Source organism: Bradyrhizobium sp. 138 (genome assembly GCF_023074075.1).
GTDB lineage: Bacteria > Pseudomonadota > Alphaproteobacteria > Rhizobiales > Xanthobacteraceae > Bradyrhizobium.
The window spans coordinates 1-21252 of record NZ_JADPKT010000086.1 but is presented as its reverse complement, the minus strand read 5'-3'; the positions used below and the strand labels follow the sequence as shown (position 1 = coordinate 21252).

Below are 21252 nucleotides of genomic sequence, written 5' to 3'. Positions count from 1 at the left end.
CAACCTTGGGTAAAACAGACTCTGTCTTGGACAATACAGATGCGGTCAGGGACCATTCCTTTCACTGTATCGCGAACGCCGAATCCGGCGCTCACCGGTTACACTACATCATGTGGGGTTAAGGGTTTCAATATGCCAGAGAGCCCCAGGCCCCCACATGTCCGCACGGTCTGACTCACTTCGTACCTTTCCAGCTTCCATCCGGGTTCCGTAAGCCGGTTGAAGAGAGATTTAGCTTCATTCCTGTCAGGAAAACCCAGGCGGGCGCCGGTCGGTCCGCGAGCAGGGCTGCCTCATTCTCCGGCACGCGGTACCGCCGGAGTGCCTGGGCAGCGGGGGAGGCGAGGGCGCGAAAGCTCTGCGGCGGGCGATCGATGACCGCAATCGGCACCTGGCCGGCGATGCGCCGCCAGTGCTGCCAACGATGGAATTGAGCGAGGTTGTCGGCGCCCATAATCCAGACAAAGCGCAAGCCGCTGAGGCGGCGGCGCAAGGTGTTGATCGTGTCGATAGTATAGCGGGTACGAATGACGGATTCGAGACAGCTGACCTCGATCCGCGGGTCGTCGGCAACGTCGCGCGCCGCCTGCATGCGCGCGCCGAGCTCATGCAGCGTGCCGTTCTCCTTCAGCGGATTGCCGGGGGTCACCAGCCACCAGATGCGGTCAAGCTGCAATCGCTTCAGCGCGAACTGGCTGATGGCGCGATGAGCCTGGTGCGGCGGATTGAACGAGCCGCCGAGCAGGCCGATGCGCATGCCCGAGGTGTGGGTTGGTATGGCCTGCGCGAAGAAACGTGGCGCGACGAAATTGTTGCTCAATGCCCGCCCCGCGACGTTGCTTACGGCCGCGTTTGCCCGGTGCCGCGAACGCGATATTTGAAGCTCGTCAGCTGCTCAGCGCCGACGGGGCCGCGGGCATGGAAACGCCCGGTGGCGATGCCGATCTCGGCGCCGAAGCCGAACTCGCCGCCATCGGCGAACTGCGTCGAGGCGTTGTGCAGCACGATCGCGGAATCGACCTCGCTCAGGAACTTGTTCGCCGCACGCTCATCCGCGCTCACGATCGCGTCGGTATGATGCGAGCCGTGGTTCTGGATGTGCGCGATCGCGCCGTCGACGCCGTCCACCACCCTCGCCGCGATGATCGCGTCGAGATATTCGGTGTCCCAATCCTCTTCGCCGGCAGGTTTTACGCGCGTGTCGGTCTTCTGCACGGCATCGTCACCGCGCACCTCGCAGCCGGCATCTAGCAGCATCTCGACCAGCGGCTTCAGATTTTTACCGGCAGCGGCGCGATCGACCAGCAGCGTCTCGGCCGCGCCGCAGACGCCGGTGCGGCGCATCTTTGCGTTCAGCACGATCGACTTCGCCATGGCAAGGTCGGCGCTGGCATCGACATAGACGTGATTGACGCCTTCGAGATGCGCGAAGACAGGCACGCGCGCTTCCTGCTCGACACGTGCGACGAGGCTCTTTCCGCCGCGGGGCACGATCACGTCGACGGCGCCGTTCAACCCTGACAGCATCATGCCGACCGCCGCGCGGTCGCGCGTCGGCACCAGCGTGATCGCAGCTTCGGGCAGGCCGGCTTCGCGCAGGCCCTGCACCAGGCATTCATGGATGGCGCGGCACGAGCGGAAACTGTCGGAGCCACCGCGCAGGATCACGGCATTGCCGGACTTCAGGCACAGCACGCCGGCGTCCGCTGCGACGTTGGGCCGGCTCTCGAAGATCACGCCGACGACGCCGAGCGGCACGCGCACGCGCTCGATCGTCATGCCGTTCGGCCGCTGCCAGCTCTCGGTGACGATCCCGATCGGATCGGCAATGCCGCGCACGATGCTGATGCCCTCGGCCATGCCTTCAACCCGCGCTGGGGTCAGCGTCAGGCGGTCGATGAAGGAGGAGGTGGCATTGCCGGAAGCACGGGCTTCAGCGACGTCCTCGGCATTGGCGGCGAGGATCGCCGCAGCATTGCCGCGGATCGCCCGTTCCATGGCTTCGAGCGCCCGGTTCTTCTGCTCCGGCGGCGCCAGCGCCAGCACGCGCGCGGCAGCGCGGGCACGAGTCCCGAGATCGGACATCAGCGCCTGGAGATCGGCATTGCCGTCTACGGCTTTGAGGGGGGCGGCCATGGGTCAAAACCTTCTGCTAAGGCGGTGTCCTAGCACGGAAATCCCGCATTTGCGAAGGCCGGGGAGGGTATGGCTGGGCTTCGGCCGGGTGGGACGAGGCCTGGACGACAGACCGGCCCCGGCGTCATTCCGGGGCGATGCGAAGCATCGAACCCGGAATCTCGAGATTCCGGGTTCGGCGCTGGCGCACCGCCCCGGAATGACGGAGGCGGGCCCCTACCCGCCCACCACCAGATCGTCGCGGTGGATCATCTCCGACCTGCCGCTAATGCCGAGGATCGCCATCACGTCCGGCGAGGAGCGGCCCTTGATCCGCTCGGCGACCTCTGCGTCATAGGCGATCAGGCCGCGGCCGACCTCGCTGCCATCGGGGCCGCGCACGATCACGGCGTCGCCGCGGGCGAACTGGCCCTCGACCTTGATCACACCGGCCGGCAGCAGGCTGGCGCCGGCGCGCAGCGCCGTCACGGCGCCGGCATCGATCGTCAGCGTGCCCTTCGGCTCAAGCGTGCCCGCGATCCAGCGCTTTCGCGAGGTGATGGGATTGGCCGGTGTCAGGAACCAGGTGCAGCGGCCGCCATCGGCGATCGCCTGCAGGGGATGCTCGATCTTGCCGGAGGCGATCAGCATATGCGTGCCGCCTGTCGTCGCGATCTTGGCAGCCTCGACCTTGGTGCGCATGCCACCGCGCGACAGCTCGGACTCGGCGTCTCCCGCCACGGCCTCGATCTCCGAGGAGATGCTCTCGACCACCGGAATCAGCTTTGCGTTCGGGTTGTTTTTCGGCGGGGCGTCGTAGAGGCCATCGATGTCGGACAGCAACACCAGGAGGTCGGCGCTCGCCATGGTGGCGACGCGCGCGGCGAGGCGGTCGTTGTCGCCGTAGCGGATCTCGTTGGTCGCCACCGTGTCGTTCTCGTTGATCACGGGGATGGCGCGCCATTCCAAGAGCTTGCCGATGGTGGAGCGCGCGTTGAGATAGCGGCGGCGCTCCTCGGTGTCCTGCAGCGTCACCAGGATCTGGCCGGCCCCGATGCCGTGGGCGCCAAGCACCTCCGACCAGATCCGCGCCAGCGCGATCTGGCCGACCGCGGCAGCGGCCTGGCTCTCTTCCAGCTTCAGCGGACCGCGCGGCAATTTGAGCCGGCTGCGGCCAAGCGCGATCGAGCCGGAGGAGACGACGAGAACGTCGCGGCCCTCGCGGTGCAGCTTGGCCATGTCGTCGGCCAGTGCGGCCAGCCAGGACGCCCGCACCTCGCCCCTGTCGGAATCGACCAGCAGCGCGGAGCCGACCTTGACGACGATGCGGCGGAATTGACTGAGTTCGGGGCTGGCCATAGTGCGCCTGGACGATCTGCTCTGCATTGGAAACGGCGGAGCGAGAGAGCGGCGCCGATAGGCCCGCTTTTGCAGCAGGACGATGGCCGGCGCAAGGCAGCCGGCATGGTAAACGGCGCATCTCGGCCTTGTGTCGGGCGTCCGCTTGGCTCTAATTGCGGCCAACGATAACAAGCCGAAAGAGGAAACGAATGGATCGCCGCACATTCATGGCCGGATGCTTGGGGGTGCCGCTGCTGGCGCAGGCGGGCGAGGTGCAAGCGCAGGCCGGGCTCACAAAGGTCATCTTCCCATTCGCAGCCGGAGCTGGCGGCGACACGCTGTGCCGGCTGATCGCGCAGGAGATGGCGCCGGTGCTGCAGCGAACTGTCGTGGTCGAGAACCGCACCGGCGGCGACGGCCTGATCGGCATCAAGGCGGTGAAGGGCGCAAGCGCCGACGGCAGCATGGTGCTGGTGACGACGGGCCCGACCATGTACCTGCTGCCGATGGTGGAGACGACACCGAGCTTCGATGCCGCCAAGGATTTCGTGCCGGTGTCGCTGCTGGCGCGGTTCGAATTCGCGCTGGTGATCAACCCGTCGGTCGACGCGTCCGATTTCAAGAGCTTCGTGACGTGGCTCAAGGCGCATCCGGACAAGACGTCGTTCGGCGTGCCGAGCAACGGCACCATTCCGCACTTCATGGGCTCCAGGCTCGAGAAGGACCTCGGCATCCCCCTGACCCGTGTGCCCTATCGCGGCAGCGCGCCGATCCTCAACGACCTCGTTGGCGGTCACATTTCTTTTGGGATCACCACGCTGGCCGACGCGCTGCCGCAGCATCGCGCCAAGGGCGTGAAGATCATCGCGGTGTCTAGTGCTGAGCGTTCGCCGTTCGCGCCCGACGTTCCAACGCTGAGGGAGAGCGGCATCGATCTCGTCGCTGATGCCTGGTACGGCATGTGGCTTCCCGCCGGCAGCCCGCCGGAATTTGCCGCAAAGCTCGGCGCCGCCGCCAGCGCCGCGCTGGCCAAGCCCGAGGTGAAGGAGAGGCTGACGGCCATCGGGCTCATTCCGGTCGGGTCGACACCGGAAGGCTTGACCAAGGAGCTCGCCGCCAACATCGCGTTATGGCAGCCGATCGTGAAAGCGACCGGATACAAGATCGAGAATTGAGGGCGGTTTTAGCACCCCACAATCCGTCGTCATGGTTGGGCTTGACGAACTGAGACAGCGGCGCGCTCCCTCGTTCTCCTCATCCTGAGGAGCCGCGAAGCGGCGTCTCGAAGGATCGAGGCCTTCGCTGCAGCAGCTGGGCCTGCATGGTTCGAGACGGCGCTTCGCGCCTCCTCACCATGAGGGTCTACATCTTCGCGCGCTGCGCGATGCCGTCCTTGATCGCGGCAAGCTCGGCCTCATCCCAGATGCCGATCAAGACCCCACCCTTCACCTGCAGCTGGTTGTCCGCATAGGCCGCGATCTTCTCACGCGGCGTGGTGATGTGGTCATTCGGATGCAGCGCCCAGTCGAACAGCTCGGCCTGGAGCCGCGCGATGATGCCGGCGCATTCGGGATCGTCACCGCGGTCCAGATACTCTTCCGGATCGGTTTCGAGATCGTACAGCATCGGGCGGAAGCCGGAGGCGTGGATGTATTTCCAGCGGCCGTCGAACACCATGAACAGGCGGCAACGCTCGAGCGGCTGGTTCAGCTTCAGACGTACGTCCTGCATGGCGTAGTCGTATTCGGAGAACGCGACCTTGCGCCAATCCGGCGGCGTGGAGTCGCGCAGCAGCGGCAGCAGCGAGCGTCCTTCGAGGATGTGGCCCGGCACCTTGCCGCCGAAATAATCGACGAAGGTCGGCGCCAGATCGATGGCCTCGACCAGCGCATCGCTGCGTGTGCCGCGCGTCGCGTCGGCCTCTTGCGAGGGGTCGATGATGATCAGCGGGATCTTCGCCGACTGTTCGTGGAACAAATCCTTCTCGCCCATCCAGTGATCGCCGAGATAATCGCCATGATCGGAGGTGAACACGATCATCGTGGTCTCCAGCAGGCCGCGCGCCTCCAGAAACTTCATCAGCACGCCCATCTGGTCGTCGATCTGCGTGATCAGGCCCATATAGGTCGGGATCACCTTCTCGCGGGCATCATCGCGCGCCATGTTGCGGGAGTAGCGCATGTCCATGTAGGCGCCGAACACCGGATGCGGATTCTGCCGCTCGCGCATCGAGCGGATCACCGGGATCATGTCTGATGTCGAGTACATGCTGGCGTAGGGCTCGGGCGCGATATAGGGCCAGTGCGGCTTGATGTAGGACAGGTGCAGGCACCATGGCCTTCCGTCGGTCTCGGCCTCGCTGATGAAGTCCATCGCGCGCCGCGTCATGTAGGGCGTCTCGGAATGCTCGTCCGGCACGCGCGCGGCCTTGTCGGCATGCACCAGCAGCCAGCCGTTCTGCAAGCTACCGTCTTCCGCGGCGCCCGAATTGGCCCAATGCTCCCAGGGATTGGCGGCCTCAAACCCTTGGCTGCGTAGATAGTCATCGTATTTCGGCCGCGGCCGCCCCGTCGGATGCAGGCCGTCGTCGCGCTCGTAAGGTTCAAAGCCGCATTCGGCGACGTGCACGCCGATGATCGATTCCGGGGGAATGCCGAGCGCCTTCATGCCTTCGATATCAGGCGCCATGTGGGTCTTGCCGACCAGCACGTTGCGCACGCCGATCTTTTTGAGGTGATCGCCGAGCGTGGGCTCGCCGACGCGCAGCGGCCAGCCGTTCCAGTGCGAGCCGTGCGAGCGCATGTAGCGTCCGGTGTAGAACGACATCCGCGACGGGCCGCAGATCGGCGATTGCACATAGGCTTTGGTGAACAGCACGCCGCGCTTGGCCATGGCGTCGATGTTCGGCGTCTTCAGCGTGGGGTGGCCGGTGCAGCCGAGATAATCATAGCGAAGCTGGTCGCACATGATCCACAAAACGTTCTTCGCCCGCGCCATGCGTCTCGCTCCACCCTTCGTTTGCCGGATATTGCGCTATTGATGGCGCGAAGAAAACCTCTCCCGGAGGGAGAGGTTTAGAGCGAGCGACGCTTCCTTCAGGCCGACCAAGGCTCCGCTTCGGCGGCGCTCTTCGCCTTGGCCGACACCGGGGCCTCGCCGATCACCTCGGCCAGCGCGCGCAACGCTTCCTTGACGCCATCGCCGGTGATACCAGACAGCAGCAGCGGCGTCTTCTTGGCGGCACGCTTGAGCCGGTCCTTCTGTTTCTTCAACTCGTCCGGCTCGACCGCGTCGATCTTGTTCAGCGCGATGATCTCGATCTTGTCGGTGAGCTGCCCGCCATAGGCGTCGAGCTCCTTGCGCACCGTCTTGTAGGCCTTGCCGGCATGCTCGCAGGTGGCGTCGACGAGATGCAGCAGCACGCGGCAGCGCTCGACATGGCCGAGGAAGCGGTCGCCGAGACCGGTGCCTTCATGCGCGCCCTCGATCAGGCCGGGAATGTCTGCCAGCACGAACTCGCGGCCGTCGGCGTTCACGACGCCGAGCTGCGGATGCAGCGTGGTGAAGGGATAGTCGGCGATCTTCGGCTTGGCAGCGCTGACCTTGGACAGGAACGTCGACTTGCCGGCGTTGGGCATGCCGACGAGACCGGCATCGGCGATCAGCTTCAGCCGCAGCCAGATCCAGCGCTCTTCGCCCGTTTGACCGGGATTGGCGTTGCGCGGCGCGCGGTTGGTCGAGGATTTGAAATGCGCGTTGCCGAAGCCGCCATTGCCGCCCTCGGCCAGCACGAATTTCTCGCCGACCTTGGTGAAGTCGTGGATCAGCGTCTCGCGATCCTCGTCGAAGATCTGCGTGCCCATGGGCACCTTCAGCACGATGTTCTTGCCGTTGGCGCCGTGGCGGTCCGAGCCCGAGCCGTTCTCGCCCTTCTGGGCCTTGAAGTGCTGCTGGTAGCGATAGTCGATCAGCGTGTTGAGGCCGTCGGCGACCTCGATGATGACATTGCCGCCGCGGCCGCCATTGCCGCCGGAGGGACCGCCGAACTCGATGAACTTCTCGCGGCGGAACGCCACGCAGCCGTTCCCGCCGTCACCGGAGCGGATATAGACCTTTGCTTCGTCGAGGAATTTCATGGGCCATAGGTAGGCCAGCAGGTCCCGCGCGGCAACCCGGATCGACCCGCAAATCGGCCGAATCTCCGCGAATTGCGACCCTTGCTTAACCCCGGACGACTTCAGAGGGCCGGCGCCGGATCAGGAACTTCTGCGTCCCCTCCAGCACCAGCTCCTTGCGCTGGTTGAACACGGTGCTGCGAAGCGTCACCGTGCCGGTCGTACGGCCCGGCACGAGCTCAGTGACCTCCAGTGTCGGATAGAGGGTGTCGTCGGCGAACACCGGCTTGAGAAACCGGCTCGATTGCTCGAGGAAGCCGACCAGGGATTCCTCGACCATGAACGGAAACAGGCCGGCGCCGGGCGCGGTGTGGATCAGGGTCTGGAAGCCGTGGGCGAGCAGGTGCGGCATGCCGCGACTGCGGCAATATTCCAGATCGTAGTGCACCGGATGGGTGTCGCCGCTCGCGGTCTGGAACGCCGCGAAGATCGCCGAGGTCTGGGTCCGGCTCGGCAGCACGAAGCGTTCGCCGACGACGAAATCCTCAAACCAGCGTTGCGTGGGGATCATGCGATGCTGGCTGGGATCGAAATCGGTCATGTCAGTGCTCTCTTGTCGGTGCGGCCTCTACCGCTACCGCGATGCGAAGAGTGCGACAATCCGTTCAATTCGGCGTTGCAGGCTTGTCCAGCGCGCCCACGTCATTAAAACGACCGCAAGCGACTCTATTCGCCGGTTTCCGCCGCTGTCTCCCCGTCATTGCGAGCGCAGCGAAGCAATCCAGACTGTCTCCACGGAAAGATTCTGGATTGCTTCGCTGCGCTCGCAATGACGACCGCTCACAGTCCGATCAATGCCCCTGTTCAAGAACCTCTCCGCTTATGATGATCGCTCCGCGCGCCTCGCCGGCATCGGGCTCATGGTGCTGTCGATCTTCATGTTCTCGTTCGGCGACGCCATGGGCAAGTTCCTGGTCGGGACTTATTCGGTGGGACAGCTCTTGTTCCTGCGCGCCTGCGCGGCGCTGCTGCTGCTGTCGCCGCTGATCTGGAAGCAGCGTCATCAGTTCCTGCATCTGGAGCGGCCGGGCCTGCAGCTGGTCCGCGTCGTGCTCTCGACGCTTGAAGTTGCCGCCTTCTTCCTGGCCACGGTCTACCTGCCGCTCGCCGACGTCATCACCTATTATCTGGCCGGGCCCATCTTCGTCACCGCGATGTCGGCGATCTTCTTAGGGGAAAAGGTCGGCTGGCGGCGCTGGACCGCGATCCTGATCGGCTTTTGCGGCGTCCTGATCGCGCTGCGGCCGTCGGCGCAGACCGTCAGCCTGCCGGCGCTGATCGCGCTCGGCGGCAGCCTGTCCTTCGCAACCCTGATGCTGATCACGCGCAGCCTGCGCAAGACGCCCGACATCGTGATGGCGTCAACGCAATTTGTCGGCACGTTCTCGCTGGGTGCGGCGCTGTCCGCGTTCCACTGGGTGCCGCCGACCTCGGGCAGCCTTGTGATCTTCGCTGCCGCCGGCCTCGTTTCGGTAACGGCGCTGTTCTGCGTCAATCGCTCGCTCAAGCTGGCACCGGCGAGTGTCGTGGTGCCCTACCAATATTCGATGATCGTCTGGGCCGTGATCTTCGGCTTCGTCGTGTTCGGCGACGTGCCGTCAATGGCGACGCTGATCGGCGCCGCCATCATTATCGGTGCGGGATTCTATATCTATTTGCGCGAGCGCGATCTCGGGCGTGAGAGTGCAGAGGTGAATCCGCCGGCGTAGCCCTTACCCTCCAGGGGAGGGTAAGTGTCGCCTACCTCATCCTCCTTGCGCTGCTCCAGCTCTTCAGCGAGGCCCACACCCCGCGCGACAAGCGGAAGCAGTCGACCGGCGTCGACGAGCCCAGCGCGAGGAAGCGATGCAGCTGCACGCCGCTCCACTGGAAGCCGCACTTCTCCAGCACCTTGCGCGAGGCCGGGTTGGTGACGCGCGCGCCGGCATAGAGATGCTCGTCCTCGAACTCCTCGAAGAAGAAGTCGATCGCGCCGCGCGCGGCCTCGGTGGCAAAGCCCCGGCCCCAATGCTCGACGCCGAGCCAATAGCCGAGCTCGGCATCGCCGGGCCTGGAGCAGTCGATGCCGACCATGCCGACCGGCCCGGTGTCGTGCTCGATCAGGAACACGGTTTCGCTGCCGAGCGCGGCGGTGGCGCGGACGAATTCGACGGCGTCGTCCTGCGAATAGGGATGCGGCAGGCGGCGGGTGTTTTCCGCGATGCGGCGGTCGTTGGCGAGCCGGGCGATGGTCTTGACATCGGCAAGCGTCGGCCGCCGCAAGGTCAGCCGCTCGGTGGCGACGACGCTCGGTCTCGCCTCAGCCACGGTCACGCTCGAGAAATCCTGCAACATGTCCGGCTCCGTGAAAGTCACTAAGTCAAAGTGAGCAAGTCAAAAGAAAAGGGGAGGCCGGTTTCCCGCCTCCCCTGGAGCCTTCGATCTCTTGTGATCTGGACTCCGCCGGTTCAGTGGGACCGGCGGACTCCAATTTGGTCCACCGTCTATTCAGCAGCCTCTGCGATCGGGAGCACCGATACGAAGGTGCGGCCGTTGGCTTTGGCTTGGAACGCGACACGACCTTCGACCTTGGCGAACAAAGTGTGGTCCGTGCCCATGCCGACATTAAGGCCGGGGTGCCAGGTGGTGCCGCGCTGACGCGCAATGATGTTGCCGGGAGTGACGATCTCCCCGCCGAACGCCTTGATACCGAGGCGCTTGCCCTTGGAATCGCGTCCGTTACGCGATGAACCGCCTGCTTTTTTGTGAGCCATGGCCCGTCTCCGAAATCCTGCGTATTTCTAGATCAATTCCTTGACGGAATCATTTCAAAATTTCTCACGCATCAATTCGTGAATTGGCGTGATCAATTCTATTTATTCGGCGGCTTCCGCTGCCGGCTCCTTCGCCACCTTCTCCCGCTTCGGACGCGGGCCCTTGGTGGGCTTGGCGCCGTCAGTCAGGATCTCGCTGATGCGAAGCACCGTGATCTCGTCGCGATAGCCGCGCTTGCGGCGCGAATTCTTGCGGCGGCGCTTCTTGAACGCGATGACCTTGGGGCCGCGCTTGTGGTCGAGCACCTCGACCGCAACGGACGCGCCTGCGACCGTCGGAACGCCCAGCACCGGCGTGTCGCCGCCGACCACCAGCACTTCATTCAACTGCATGATCGAGCCGACTTCGCCTTCGATCTTGCCTACTTCGAGAACATCATCCGGCTCGACGCGGTATTGCTTGCCGCCGGTTTTGATGACTGCGAACATCGTTTTTTCTCCGTGTTCAATCCCGGCCTCGCGACGGATTGTCGGGGCCGGCTTTTTGCCAGTCGCTATGGGTTTATGCGAGTTTTGTGCGGGTGGGAGTTATCCCTTTGAAAACCCACGCAAAAACAAGCGGCGCGAGAAACGCCCCGCGCCGGTTGCGGGACTTATAGCCGCCGGGCGCGAAGAGTCAAGGAAAACCGCCGGGATTTGAAGGATTTGGCTGCCTTCCAAGGCATCGGCCGAATCCGCGGCCGGTTTGCAACCAACGGGTTCCCTCCCCGTTGTCCCGGCAAATCGGACATTCGGGCAAGGGCTATCATGGCAACGGACGAATTGGTCAAGTCGACGGGCATCGCCCAGCACGGGGCGGACCGCCTGCCCTCGGTCGACGTCGACAGTTTCAACATCGAGCTCAAGGACGACGACGGCTTTCTCGGCGACCGCGCCAGCAAGGGCGCGTTTCGCGACATCCTCGAGGAGTGGCGCAAGCCGCTGCGCAAGAGCGGCGAGGATCCTTTTGGCGAGGAGCCGTCCGACAAGATCAGCAAGAAGGCGCTCGATGCCGTTCTGGTCGGCGACAATACCGAGGCCACAGCCGTGGTGCACAGCGCGATCGAGGATTTTGCGCAGGAGCTCGCTTACGTCACGCGGCGGTTTCTCAAGACCAAGGCCTGGGCCAAGACCGAGTGCATCGTGGTCGGCGGCGGCTTTCGCGCTAGCCGGCTCGGCGAAATCGCCATTGCCCGGGCCGAGATCATCCTCAAATCGGACGGCTTCAAGGTCGATCTGGTGCCGATCCGCTTCGATCCTGACGATGCCGGGCTGATCGGGGCCCTGCACCTCGCACCGTCCTGGATCTTCGAGGCCTATGACAGCATCCTCGCGGTCGATATCGGCGGCACCAACATCCGCTGCGGCATCGTCGAGACCCGTTGGAAGAAGGCGGCCGATCTGTCCAAGGCGATCGTGTTCAAATCCGACCTGTGGCGCCATGCCGATGACGAGCCGAGCCGCGAAGCCGCGGTCAAGCGGCTGGTCAAGATGCTCGAAGGCCTGATCGAGGACGCCGAGGCCGAAGGCTTCAAGCTCGCACCCTTCATCGGCATCGCCTGTCCCGGCGTGATCAACGCGGACGGCTCCATCGAGAAGGGCGCGCAGAACCTGCCGGGCAATTGGGAGAGCAGCAAGTTCAACCTGCCGGCGAGCCTCGTCGAGGCCATCCCCGAGATCGGCGAGCACGACACCGCGGTCCTGATGCACAATGACGGCGTGGTTCAGGGCCTGTCGGAAGTGCCGTTCATGCAGGAGTTCGATCGCTGGGGCGTGCTCACCATCGGCACCGGCCTTGGCAATGCCCGCTTCACCAACCGCCGCAAGGAGAACAGCAACGGCAAGGACCGTGATTCCACGGAGAACGGGAAGAAAAAAGGTAAGAACGACAAGGAGTAACCTTGACTGGTTAGGTTAAGGGGCGGATTGCGTTGCATGAAGCGGGCCGCACGCTACGGTCAAATCGTCGCCTCGCCTGGCCTGCGAAGCCGCCCTTCCCGGCCAGAGTTTCAATGAGCGGCACGGGACCGCCAGTGTTTACCGCGTCTGGCGGTCCCACCCCATTTTTCAACTCCAGCCCACACGCTGAAAAAACCCCGCGATCTCCGCGGCTGCGCGATCCGGATCTTCCCGATGCGGGAAGTGGCCGACGCCGGGAAACATCTTGAGATCCAGCGCGCTGAACGTCTCGGAAAGCCGATCCGTCCAGGCATAGGGAAACAGCGGGTCGTGCTCGGCCCAGCGCACGCAGGTCGGCACCGTGATCGGCGGCAGCCTGACGGCTTCACCCTTGATCATCGCGACCCGCCCCGCATGTGACGCCCGGTAATGCGCAAAGCCGCCGGCGAGATTGCCGTCTTTGAAGAAGTTGTCGGCGAAGGCATCGAGGACGTCATCGAAGGCGTTCTTTCGATGCGCCCAGCCCTTGAGGAAATGGCTGATATAGAGCCGGCAGCTTTCGCGGCTGGCGCCAACGAGCGGCACGGCCATCTCCATCTGGTGGAAGGACTGGTACCAGATGTGATTGAGCCGATCGGGCGCCGCCATGCGCGGCCCGATCCCGGGATAGACGAAATCGAACAAGAACAGCCCGGCGAGCCGCTTCGCCGCCTGCCGCGCCAGCGGCTGCATCACGGCGCCGCCGACATCGTGGCCGACCACGCCGAATCGGTCGATGCCAAGCCCGTCCATCAGCGCCAGCATGTCCGCCGCATGGCCGTCCGGCCCGTAAGGCCCATCCGGCTTGTCGCTGTCGCCGAAACCGCGCAGGTCGGGCGCGATCAGGGTGAAGCGGTCCGAAAGCCGGGCCATCACCGGCTCCCAAGTCAGCCAGAATTCCGGCCAACCATGCAGCAAAAGCAGCGGTTTTCCGCTTCCAGCGCGAACCAGGTGGAAGCTTGTGCCATTGGCCGAGATCGTCAGATGCTCCATGGCAGTTCCTCCGAGGGCCTGGACAAGGGTGAAAGAGGCAGCGGATTTTCCTCTCCCGCGCCTTGTCTGGCCCGCCATCCTCGCCTATTAACGCCCCAACCACAGGGGCCGCAGCTCCTATATGGCGCCTTCAGGAGAGGTGGCAGAGTGGTTGAATGCACCGCACTCGAAATGCGGCATAGGTGCAAGCCTATCGGGGGTTCGAATCCCTCCCTCTCCGCCATAAATCTCATCAACGGGCCTTCAATTCCTGCCTGGATTTTTCCGTCGCGGCGATCGCCCGGATAATGATGCCGATGGCACACTTCAGGTCTTACTGGCCTCACGGTGCTTTGGGCCGGCATAGGCAATTAGGCGCATTTGGATATTGGCCTCCCAACCTTGATTGAGTGGCCAAAATGTCGAAAAGTCGCGTGATTCGGTCGGGACAACTTGCAAGAGATGTCGGCCACAAGCGCCAAAGATCGCTTTGGGCGCCTCTTTGATTTGGCGCGCGCGGAGCCGCGACTGTTGAGGAGCAGGAGCACGGGCGACTGGTCGTCGTGGTGACGGTCGTTGAAGAATACGAGAAGCTACAGAGAGCGCGAACGCGGCTGGTTCATCGAGACGGCGCGGCAAGCGGTCTGGGAAGTCCGGGGGAGTCAGTCAGGGAATGAGCAACGGTGATCTGAATTGGATTGCGAACTTCATCTGGGGTATCGCCGACGATGCGTTGCGTGATCTCTATGTACGCGGCAAATACCGCGATGTGATCCTGCCGATGATGGTTCTGCGCCGTCTCGATGCGGTGCTGGAGCCGACCAAGGCTGCCGTACTGTCGATGAAGAGCAATCTCGATAGCGCCGGCGTCGCTAATCAGGATGCGGCGCTGCGCCAGGCCGCGGGGGAGGCCTTCTACAACACGTCTCCGTTCAACCTACGCGATTTGCGCAACCGCGCCTCGCAAGCCCAGTTGAAGGCGGATTTTGAAGCTTTCCTCGATGGCTTCTCACCGAACGTGCAGGTGATCCTCGACAATTTCGAATTCCGCAACCAGGTGCCGAAACTGTCGAAGGCCGACGTGTTGGGCACGCTAATTGAGAAATTCCTCGACAGCTCGATCAATTTAGGTCCGAAGCCGGTGCTGAACGGCGACGGCTCGGAGAAGCATCCCGGCCTGGACAATCACGCGATGGGCACGGTTTTCGAAGAGTTGGTTCGCCGCTTCAACGAGGCTAACAACGAAGAAGCGGGCGAACATTGGACGCCGCGCGACGCCGTGAAGTTGATGGCGAAGCTTATCTTCGTGCCGATCGCCAACCAGATCCAGTCTGGCACCTATCTCCTCTATGATGGCGCGTGTGGCACTGGCGGTATGCTCACCGTCGGAGAAGCAACGCTGAAGGAACTGGCTCTGCAGCATAGCAAGCAAGTATCCACCCATCTGTTCGGGCAGGAGATCAACGGCGAGACATATGCCATCGCCAAAGCCGATTTGCTGCTCAAGGGCGAGGGCGAAGAGGCCGACAACATGGTCGGCGGACCGGAATGGTCAACGCTTGCGAATGATGCTTTTCCGTCGAGGGAATTCGATTTCATGCTGTCGAATCCGCCCTACGGCAAGAGCTGGAAGAGTGATCAGGAGCGTATGGGAGGCAAGCTGGGCTTGCGCGATCCACGCTTCGTAATCGAGCATGCTGGCGATCCGGAATACAGTCTTGTCACCCGATCCAGCGACGGGCAGATGATGTTTCTGGCGAACATGCTGTCAAAGATGAAGCACGATACGCCGCTAGGGTCGCGCATCGCCGAGGTGCACAATGGTTCGTCGCTATTTACTGGCGATGCAGGCTCCGGCGAAAGCAATGTACGGCGCTGGGTGATCGAAAACGACTGGCTGGAGGGCATCGTCGCCCTGCCGTTGAACATGTTCTACAACACGGGCATCGCCACCTATGTCTGGGTGCTGTCGAACCGCAAGCCCAGCCACCGACGCGGCAAGGTGCAATTGATCGATGCGACCCAATGGTCCAAGCCGCTGCGCAAGAACCTGGGCAAGAAGAACTGTGAACTGACCAAGGCCGACATCGAACGAATTCTCGCGGTCTTCTTGGCGTTCGAAGAGACCGAGCAATCGCGGATCTTTGACAATGCAGAGTTTGGCTATTCCAAGGTTACGGTCGAGCGACCCTTGCGAGCTAAAGGGATCGAGGTGATGCGGGCCTACACGCCGAAGGAGATCAAGGCGCTGAAGGAGGAGGGGCGCATCGCCGAGGGCGGCGCGCCGGTGATCCGCAGGATTCACAAAGCGGGTAAGGTCGATCCCGATCCGATGCACGGACTATTCCCGCTCACCATCGACGGCAAGGCCTGCGTGGTCGAATACGAGCCGGATGGCGATCTGCGGGACACCGAGACAGTGCCGCTGCAGGAGTCGGGCGGGGTCGAGGCGTTCATTCGCCGCGAAGTGCTACCGCATGCATCCGACGCTTGGGTCGACCAAGCCAAGACCACGATTGGCTACGAGATCAGTTTCACTCGACATTTCTACAAGCCGCAGCCTCTGCGTCCGCTCGAAGCCATCCGCGCCGACATGCGGGCGCTAGAACGCGAGACTAAGGGCCTGATGGCCGACATCTTCGGGGCCTCCCGATGATCGAGGGACTTCGCCCCTATCCGGAGATGAAGCCGAGCGGCCTGTTGTGGATTGGTGACGTGCCGACCCATTGGGATGTCTTCCGCAGCAAATATATCTTCCGGGAAGTCGATGGTCGTTCGATGACGGGTGAAGAAACCCACTTGTCAATGAGCCAACGTCTAGGACTTGTACCAGCGAGCCAAGTTGAAAAGTCTCTCGTCTCTGAGAGTTACGTCGGAGCGAAACTCGTCGAAAAGGAAGATCTCGTTCTGAATCGTCTCAAGGCGCACCTTGGGGTGTTCGCGTGTGCGAAGCAATCTGGCTTGATCAGTCCGGACTATACGGTGTTGCGACCGAAACCGCGTGCCAACGTCAGATTCTTTGAATATGTCTTGAAGTCTGCCGCTTGCCGCACCGAGCTTCGAGTAAGGGCCAAGGGCATCGTCGAGGGATTTTGGCGCCTTTACACAGATGACTTCTATGACATTCGGCTACCGGTGCCGCCGCTCGAAGAGCAGCGGCTTATTGTGCGGTTTCTGGATTGGCATGGAGCGCGGGCCACGAAGCTGATCCGAGCGAAGAAGAAGGTCATCGCGCTCCTGGACGAGCAGAAGCAGGAGATCATCCACGGCCTCGTCACCCGCGGCCTCGATCCCAACGTTAAGTTCAAGTCCTCTGGAGTGTCTTGGGTGCGTAGTGTCCCCGAACACTGGCAGATGCTTCCAAATCGCGCATTTCTGAAGAAGCGGAAGTCGCTTGTCGGCGACGCTCATAATCAGTTTCAACTTCTTTCGCTCACAAAGAAGGGTGTGATCGTTCGCGATGTTGAAAGCGGAAAGGGAAAGTTTTCTGCAGATATGGGAACTTCCCAGATCGTGAGTGCGGGAGATATCATCTTCTGTCTGTTCGATATCCCTGAAACACCCCGAACGGTTGGTCTATCTCGCTGCGAAGGGATGATCACGGGAGCGTACACAGTTTTTTCGTTTAAGGGCTCGATCGATCCGGAGTTTGTCGAGCTATTTTATATCGCGATGGATGATCGAAAGCTGCTTGGTCCGCTCTACACTGGTTTGCGGAATACCATTGCCCCATCTCGATTTATCGGGATCAAAATGCCGGTTCCTCCGATTGAGGAGCAGATTGCTATCGTAGAGGCGGTTCGTGCCGCCACCGCAGAAATTAATGCTGCCATTTCCAAAATCGTTAGTGAGGTGTCGCTGATCGAGGAGTTTCGGGCTCGCTTGATCGCCGACGCCGTCACCGGCAAACTCGATGTCCGCACCACGGCTGCTAGTCTGTCCGATACCATCGAAGTTGAGGCCGTCGACGATGTTGCCGAGGACGATGACATCATGGAGTCTGAGGTCGATTCTGAAGATGAGGCTGCGTGATAACATGCCTGCCATAGACGCAGCTGATACCAGTCCTGTCCTGCCGATGCAGTGCGCCGAAAGGGACTAAGAAGTGCCCAATCGTCCCGCAATACCGATCGCTGTTCAGCGCGAAGTCTTATTTCAAGCTCGTCACAGGTGCGCCGTATGCTGCGAACCGACACCGTTGGAGCGAGCGCATATACGTGCGTGGAGCAAGTCAAAAAACCATGGCGCAAATAATCTGATAGCGCTTTGTGCGAACTGCCATCAGAGGGCCGACAATGAAAAGTGGGGGGAGGCAACTCTCCGGGCCTACAAGAATGATCCTTGTGCGTTGAAGAATCCACCGCCAATTCTGGCGTCGCCGGAACAGCAGGTTCTGATCGACTTCATCCTAGCTCTGAATCCTGATGAGATGACGGAAGGCCAGCGAACGAGATTCGTTTCGATGGCGGCCGCATACGCCGGAGTGCGCGTATCCGAAGTTTCGTTTGTCTCGGTCTCGCCGGCGAACAGTATTCGAGTCCGCTTGCTCATGCCCCCGAGTGGAGCGGAGAAAATAGTGGCCGGGCTTGAATCGCAAGACAAGAACTTAACTGCCTTCTTTGAAGACATTCCGGTCCTGCGTGCAGAAATTTCCCCAAGGGCAGAGAAGGCCGATGTTAGTGAGCGAGGTTTAGAGACCCTCATCGTCGCTGACATGACCGGCCGCAAAGCAGCGGCTGGTGGCGGACTTGACGAGAACCCCGAGCCCTTTGTTGGCCTCCATAACTGGCTCCTCGGCGATCCCAAGGCCTATGATCGCGCCTGGACCGTCGATCTCGTACAGCTGCGTGCTTTCATCGGCGCGACCCAGCAGCCGCTGGTGGTGGCGTTTGACCTCGACCACGACAGCCCGACACGGCAGAAATTCCTGGCCCGGCTTCAGGGCGAGATAGGCAAACGCGGCGCTATCGACGTGCTGCGCAAGGGGGTGAAGCACGGCGCGCACGATGTCGAGTTGTTCTACGGCACGCCGTCACCAGGCAATCCCAAGGCCGCTGAACGCTTTGCGCTGAACCGGTTCTCGGTCACCCGCCAGCTGCGCTACAGCCGCGCCGACACGGCCCATGCGCTCGATCTGGCACTGTTCATCAACGGCCTACCGATCGCCACGTTCGAACTCAAGAACAGCCTGACAAAGCAGACCGTCGAGGACGCCGTCGAGCAATACAAGCGCGACCGCGATCCACGCGAAAAGCTGTTCGAGTTCGGCCGCTGCATCGTGCATCTCGCGGTCGACGACACGCAGGTCAAGTTCTGCACCCAGCTTAAGGGCAAGGCGTCATGGTTCCTGCCCTTCAATATGGGCTGGAACGACGGCGCCGGCAACCCGCCGAACCCGGCGGGGATCAAGACCGACTATCTCTGGAAGGATATTCTGACACCGGTAGGCCTCACCGATATCATTGAGAACTACGCGCAGATCGTTGAGCGCAAGGACCCCAAGACCAACCGGACCAGGCGCGATCAGCTGTTTCCGCGGTTCCATCAGTTGGATGTGGTTCGCAAGTTGCTAGCCGACGCCAAAGCCAAAGGAGCAGGGCGGCGGGTGCTGATCCAGCATTCGGCCGGGTCTGGCAAATCAAACTCGATCGCTTGGCTCGCGCATCAGCTGGTAGCGCTTGCGAACACTGCCGGCCAGGTGTTCGATTCAGTGATCGTCGTGACAGACCGCCGTATCCTCGATCAGCAGATTCGCGACACGATCAAACAGTTCGCGCAAGTCGGCGCCACAGTCGGCCATGCCGAACGCTCAGGCGATCTTCGCCGCTTTATCACTGGCGGCAAGAAGATCATCATTACCACGGTGCAGAAATTCCCGTTCATCCTCGATGACATCGGCTCGCAGCACCGGGATCGGCGCTTTGCAATTATCATTGATGAGGCGCATTCGAGCCAAGGCGGCCGGGCAGCAGCGGCTCTGAACACTGCATTGTCCGGCGCCGAAGACGGCGACGAGACCCTCGAGGATAAAATCAACGCGATCATGGAGAGCCGCAAGATGCTCCCCAATGCGAGCTATTTCGCGTTCACCGCGACGCCCAAGAACAAGACTCTGGAAATCTTCGGCGAACCCTGGCCGGAGGGTGACAAGGTCAAGCACCGCCCTTTCCACAGCTACACGATGAAGCAGGCGATCCAGGAAGGGTTCATTCTCGACGTCCTCACCGACTACACGCCGGTCAATAGCTATTACAGGTTGGTCAAGACGGTGGAAGCCGATCCGGAATTCGACACTAAGCGCGCGACCAAGAAGCTTCGGCGCTATGTCGAGAGCAACGATCACGCGATCCGTCTCAAGGCCGAGATCATGGTGGATCATTTCCACGAGCAAGTGCTAGCACTGAACAAGATCGGCGGTCAGGCGCGAGCGATGGTCGTGACCTCGGGAATCGAGCGCGCGATCCAGTATTATCAAGCGGTAAGCGCTTATCTGATCGAGCGCAAGAGTCCCTACCGTGCAATCGTTGCCTTCTCCGGGGAGCATGAATTCAAGGGCGCCAAGGTCACCGAAGCCAGCCTCAACGGCTTTCCCTCCAAGGATATTGCCGAGCGTATCGAAACTGATCCCTATCGCTTCCTGATTTGCGCGGACAAGTTCCAGACTGGCTACGACCAGCCGTTGCTCCATACGATGTATGTCGACAAGGCTCTTTCGGGGATCAAGGCGGTTCAGACGCTCTCACGCCTGAACCGCGCGCATCCGCAGAAGCACGATACGTTCGTGCTCGACTTCATGAACGATATCGAGACGATCCGGGCTGCGTTCGACACGTTCTATCGGACGACGATCCTCAGTGACGAGACCGATCCAAATCGGCTGCATGATCTCAAGGCCAGTCTCGACGGCCATCAAGTCTATCAGCCCGCCCAGATCGAGCAGCTCGTCGAGCTGTATCTCGCGGGCGCGGATCGCGACCGGCTCGATCCCATCCTGGATTTCTGTGTTGAGACCTATGTGCGTGACCTCGACGAGGACGGGCAGGTCGATTTTAAGGGTAAGGCCAAGGCCTTTGCACGGACCTACGCTTTCATTTCCTCCATTCTGCCCTTCACCAATGCGGATTGGGAGAAGCTCTCAATCTTCCTCAACTTCCTGATTCCGAAGTTACCGGCTCCGCGGGAGGAGGATCTGTCCAAGGGGATTCTCGAGGCCATCGACATGGACAGTTATCGGGTCGAGAAGCAGGCAGCGCAACGGGTGCAGCTTTCGGATCAGGACGCGGAGATCGACCCGGTGCCTACCGATGGCGGCGGACACAGAGCCGAACCCGAGCTCGATCGTCTGTCCAATATCATCCGCAGCTTCAATGACCTGTTTGGGAACATTACTTGGGCGGATACGGACCGCATCCGCCACCTTATTGCGACCGTGATACCAGGCAAGGTGGCCGCAAACCCGGCCTATCAGAACGCCCAGAAAAATTCAGACAAACAGAATGCTCGGATCGAGCACGACAAAGCATTGGCAGGCGTGATCATCGGATTGATGAAGGATGACACCGAGCTGTTCAAACAATTTAGTGATAATCCCGAATTCAAGCGCTGGCTTACCGATACGGTCTTTTCCGCGACGTACGATCGTCCGACGCCATCGTCATCGTGAAACACGCTGCTGGGCAGAAGCAGCTCGGGTGTGCTCCCCCGTGCATATCTCAAGCTTGGCGATGGTGACATTATGCCCCTGTTTTGCCCGACGGATCAACGACGCGCGGCGTCATTCGAAATCCGGCCACGCCATGAGTACTGCCTTGTAACCCATTGATCTCAAAGCCCCCGTCTACTGTGCATGGGGTTGTTTTAGCGTTTATTGTTGTCCGGGGGACCGAAGTCCCTCGGAGACCGGGTGCCCCCCCTTGAAC

16 protein-coding genes and 1 tRNA gene are annotated in these 21252 nt (G+C 61.9%); 7 read left to right on the top strand and 10 right to left on the bottom strand.

Annotation, left to right across the window (positions count from 1 at the left end; all coding sequences use genetic code 11):
* Positions 1-175: 175 nt before the first annotated feature.
* The 3 genes from IVA79_RS29705 to proB form a co-directional block, all read right to left on the bottom strand.
* Entirely contained in the window at positions 176-820 is a 645-nt protein-coding gene (locus IVA79_RS29705) for a nicotinate-nucleotide adenylyltransferase (RefSeq protein WP_247559788.1), read from the bottom strand.
* Positions 821-840: 20 nt separating this feature from the next.
* Positions 841-2136, bottom strand: coding sequence for a glutamate-5-semialdehyde dehydrogenase (locus IVA79_RS29700; RefSeq protein WP_247559786.1), 1296 nt, complete (start codon positions 2134-2136; stop codon positions 841-843).
* 216 nt (positions 2137-2352) lie between these two features.
* A complete protein-coding gene (gene proB / locus IVA79_RS29695; RefSeq protein WP_247316507.1) occupies positions 2353-3474 on the bottom strand; it encodes a glutamate 5-kinase in 1122 nt (373 codons plus the stop codon).
* A 191-nt stretch (positions 3475-3665) separates the two neighbouring features.
* Here proB and IVA79_RS29690 point away from each other — a divergent pair, with 191 nt between their 5' ends.
* The gene (locus IVA79_RS29690; RefSeq protein WP_247559784.1) at positions 3666-4631 is read left to right on the top strand and encodes a Bug family tripartite tricarboxylate transporter substrate binding protein; all 966 of its coding nucleotides are present in this window, start codon (positions 3666-3668) and stop codon (positions 4629-4631) included.
* Between the two features lie 187 nt (positions 4632-4818).
* Here IVA79_RS29690 and IVA79_RS29685 read toward each other — a convergent pair whose 3' ends face one another.
* The 3 genes from IVA79_RS29685 to IVA79_RS29675 form a co-directional block, all read right to left on the bottom strand.
* Complete coding sequence (locus IVA79_RS29685) at positions 4819-6453, bottom strand: alkaline phosphatase family protein (protein WP_247559782.1); 1635 nt, start codon at positions 6451-6453, stop codon at positions 4819-4821.
* 98 nt (positions 6454-6551) lie between these two features.
* Positions 6552-7592 (bottom strand): GTPase ObgE, encoded by a 1041-nt coding sequence (obgE, locus tag IVA79_RS29680; RefSeq protein ID WP_247559780.1) that lies wholly within the window; start codon positions 7590-7592, stop codon positions 6552-6554.
* A gap of 85 nt (positions 7593-7677) precedes the next feature.
* Positions 7678-8172 carry a MaoC family dehydratase gene (locus IVA79_RS29675; RefSeq protein WP_247559778.1) on the bottom strand — a complete coding sequence of 165 codons (495 nt, stop codon included), beginning with the start codon at positions 8170-8172 and terminating at the stop codon, positions 7678-7680.
* A gap of 253 nt (positions 8173-8425) precedes the next feature.
* Here IVA79_RS29675 and IVA79_RS29670 point away from each other — a divergent pair, with 253 nt between their 5' ends.
* Positions 8426-9340 carry a DMT family transporter gene (locus IVA79_RS29670; protein ID WP_247559776.1) on the top strand — a complete coding sequence of 305 codons (915 nt, stop codon included), beginning with the start codon at positions 8426-8428 and terminating at the stop codon, positions 9338-9340.
* 31 nt (positions 9341-9371) lie between these two features.
* On the opposite strand, the gene IVA79_RS29665 is transcribed toward IVA79_RS29670, so the two are convergent.
* From IVA79_RS29665 to rplU, 3 genes are all read right to left on the bottom strand, one after another.
* Entirely contained in the window at positions 9372-9965 is a 594-nt protein-coding gene (locus IVA79_RS29665) for a GNAT family N-acetyltransferase (protein WP_247559774.1), read from the bottom strand.
* Between the two features lie 149 nt (positions 9966-10114).
* Entirely contained in the window at positions 10115-10384 is a 270-nt protein-coding gene (rpmA, locus tag IVA79_RS29660; protein ID WP_018643862.1) for a 50S ribosomal protein L27, read from the bottom strand.
* A 102-nt stretch (positions 10385-10486) separates the two neighbouring features.
* Positions 10487-10873, bottom strand: coding sequence for a 50S ribosomal protein L21 (gene rplU / locus IVA79_RS29655; RefSeq protein ID WP_212081963.1), 387 nt, complete (start codon positions 10871-10873; stop codon positions 10487-10489).
* Between the two features lie 318 nt (positions 10874-11191).
* Between rplU and IVA79_RS29650 the strand changes: the two genes are divergently transcribed.
* The gene (locus tag IVA79_RS29650; protein WP_247559772.1) at positions 11192-12322 is read left to right on the top strand and encodes an ROK family protein; all 1131 of its coding nucleotides are present in this window, start codon (positions 11192-11194) and stop codon (positions 12320-12322) included.
* Between the two features lie 168 nt (positions 12323-12490).
* Here IVA79_RS29650 and IVA79_RS29645 read toward each other — a convergent pair whose 3' ends face one another.
* The gene (locus tag IVA79_RS29645) at positions 12491-13354 is read right to left on the bottom strand and encodes an alpha/beta hydrolase (protein WP_247559770.1); all 864 of its coding nucleotides are present in this window, start codon (positions 13352-13354) and stop codon (positions 12491-12493) included.
* A 133-nt stretch (positions 13355-13487) separates the two neighbouring features.
* On the opposite strand from IVA79_RS29645, the gene IVA79_RS29640 reads away from it, so the two are divergent.
* The 4 genes from IVA79_RS29640 to IVA79_RS29625 all read left to right on the top strand — a co-directional run bounded on the left by IVA79_RS29640 (position 13488) and on the right by IVA79_RS29625 (position 20996).
* Positions 13488-13577 (top strand) — tRNA-Ser (locus tag IVA79_RS29640).
* A gap of 429 nt (positions 13578-14006) precedes the next feature.
* Positions 14007-15989 carry a class I SAM-dependent DNA methyltransferase gene (locus IVA79_RS29635; RefSeq protein WP_247559767.1) on the top strand — a complete coding sequence of 661 codons (1983 nt, stop codon included), beginning with the start codon at positions 14007-14009 and terminating at the stop codon, positions 15987-15989.
* On the top strand, positions 15986-17365 hold the full coding sequence (locus tag IVA79_RS29630; protein WP_247559764.1) for a restriction endonuclease subunit S: 1380 nt from the start codon (positions 15986-15988) through the stop codon (positions 17363-17365). The genes IVA79_RS29635 and IVA79_RS29630 overlap by 4 nt, the downstream gene beginning before the upstream one ends.
* A 316-nt stretch (positions 17366-17681) precedes the next feature.
* Positions 17682-20996, top strand: coding sequence for a type I restriction endonuclease subunit R (locus IVA79_RS29625; RefSeq protein ID WP_247559761.1), 3315 nt, complete (start codon positions 17682-17684; stop codon positions 20994-20996).
* Positions 20997-21252: the final 256 nt, after the last annotated feature.

What these genes read in the sequence shown, in the direction of transcription:
- obgE (WP_247559780.1), bottom strand. Translation starts at nt 7,592, where the DNA reads ATGAAATTCCTCGACGAAGCAAAGGTCTATATCCGCTCCGGTGACGGC.
- IVA79_RS29665 (WP_247559774.1), bottom strand. Translation starts at nt 9,965, where the DNA reads ATGTTGCAGGATTTCTCGAGCGTGACCGTGGCTGAGGCGAGACCGAGC.
- IVA79_RS29645 (WP_247559770.1), bottom strand. Translation starts at nt 13,354, where the DNA reads ATGGAGCATCTGACGATCTCGGCCAATGGCACAAGCTTCCACCTGGTT.
- IVA79_RS29685 (WP_247559782.1), bottom strand. Translation starts at nt 6,453, where the DNA reads ATGGCGCGGGCGAAGAACGTTTTGTGGATCATGTGCGACCAGCTTCGC.
- rpmA (WP_018643862.1), bottom strand. Translation starts at nt 10,384, where the DNA reads ATGGCTCACAAAAAAGCAGGCGGTTCATCGCGTAACGGACGCGATTCC.
- IVA79_RS29670 (WP_247559776.1), top strand. Translation starts at nt 8,426, where the DNA reads ATGCCCCTGTTCAAGAACCTCTCCGCTTATGATGATCGCTCCGCGCGC.
- IVA79_RS29650 (WP_247559772.1), top strand. Translation starts at nt 11,192, where the DNA reads ATGGCAACGGACGAATTGGTCAAGTCGACGGGCATCGCCCAGCACGGG.
- IVA79_RS29690 (WP_247559784.1), top strand. Translation starts at nt 3,666, where the DNA reads ATGGATCGCCGCACATTCATGGCCGGATGCTTGGGGGTGCCGCTGCTG.
- IVA79_RS29675 (WP_247559778.1), bottom strand. Translation starts at nt 8,172, where the DNA reads ATGACCGATTTCGATCCCAGCCAGCATCGCATGATCCCCACGCAACGC.
- IVA79_RS29630 (WP_247559764.1), top strand. Translation starts at nt 15,986, where the DNA reads ATGATCGAGGGACTTCGCCCCTATCCGGAGATGAAGCCGAGCGGCCTG.
- rplU (WP_212081963.1), bottom strand. Translation starts at nt 10,873, where the DNA reads ATGTTCGCAGTCATCAAAACCGGCGGCAAGCAATACCGCGTCGAGCCG.
- IVA79_RS29635 (WP_247559767.1), top strand. Translation starts at nt 14,007, where the DNA reads ATGAGCAACGGTGATCTGAATTGGATTGCGAACTTCATCTGGGGTATC.
- proB (WP_247316507.1), bottom strand. Translation starts at nt 3,474, where the DNA reads ATGGCCAGCCCCGAACTCAGTCAATTCCGCCGCATCGTCGTCAAGGTC.
- IVA79_RS29700 (WP_247559786.1), bottom strand. Translation starts at nt 2,136, where the DNA reads ATGGCCGCCCCCCTCAAAGCCGTAGACGGCAATGCCGATCTCCAGGCG.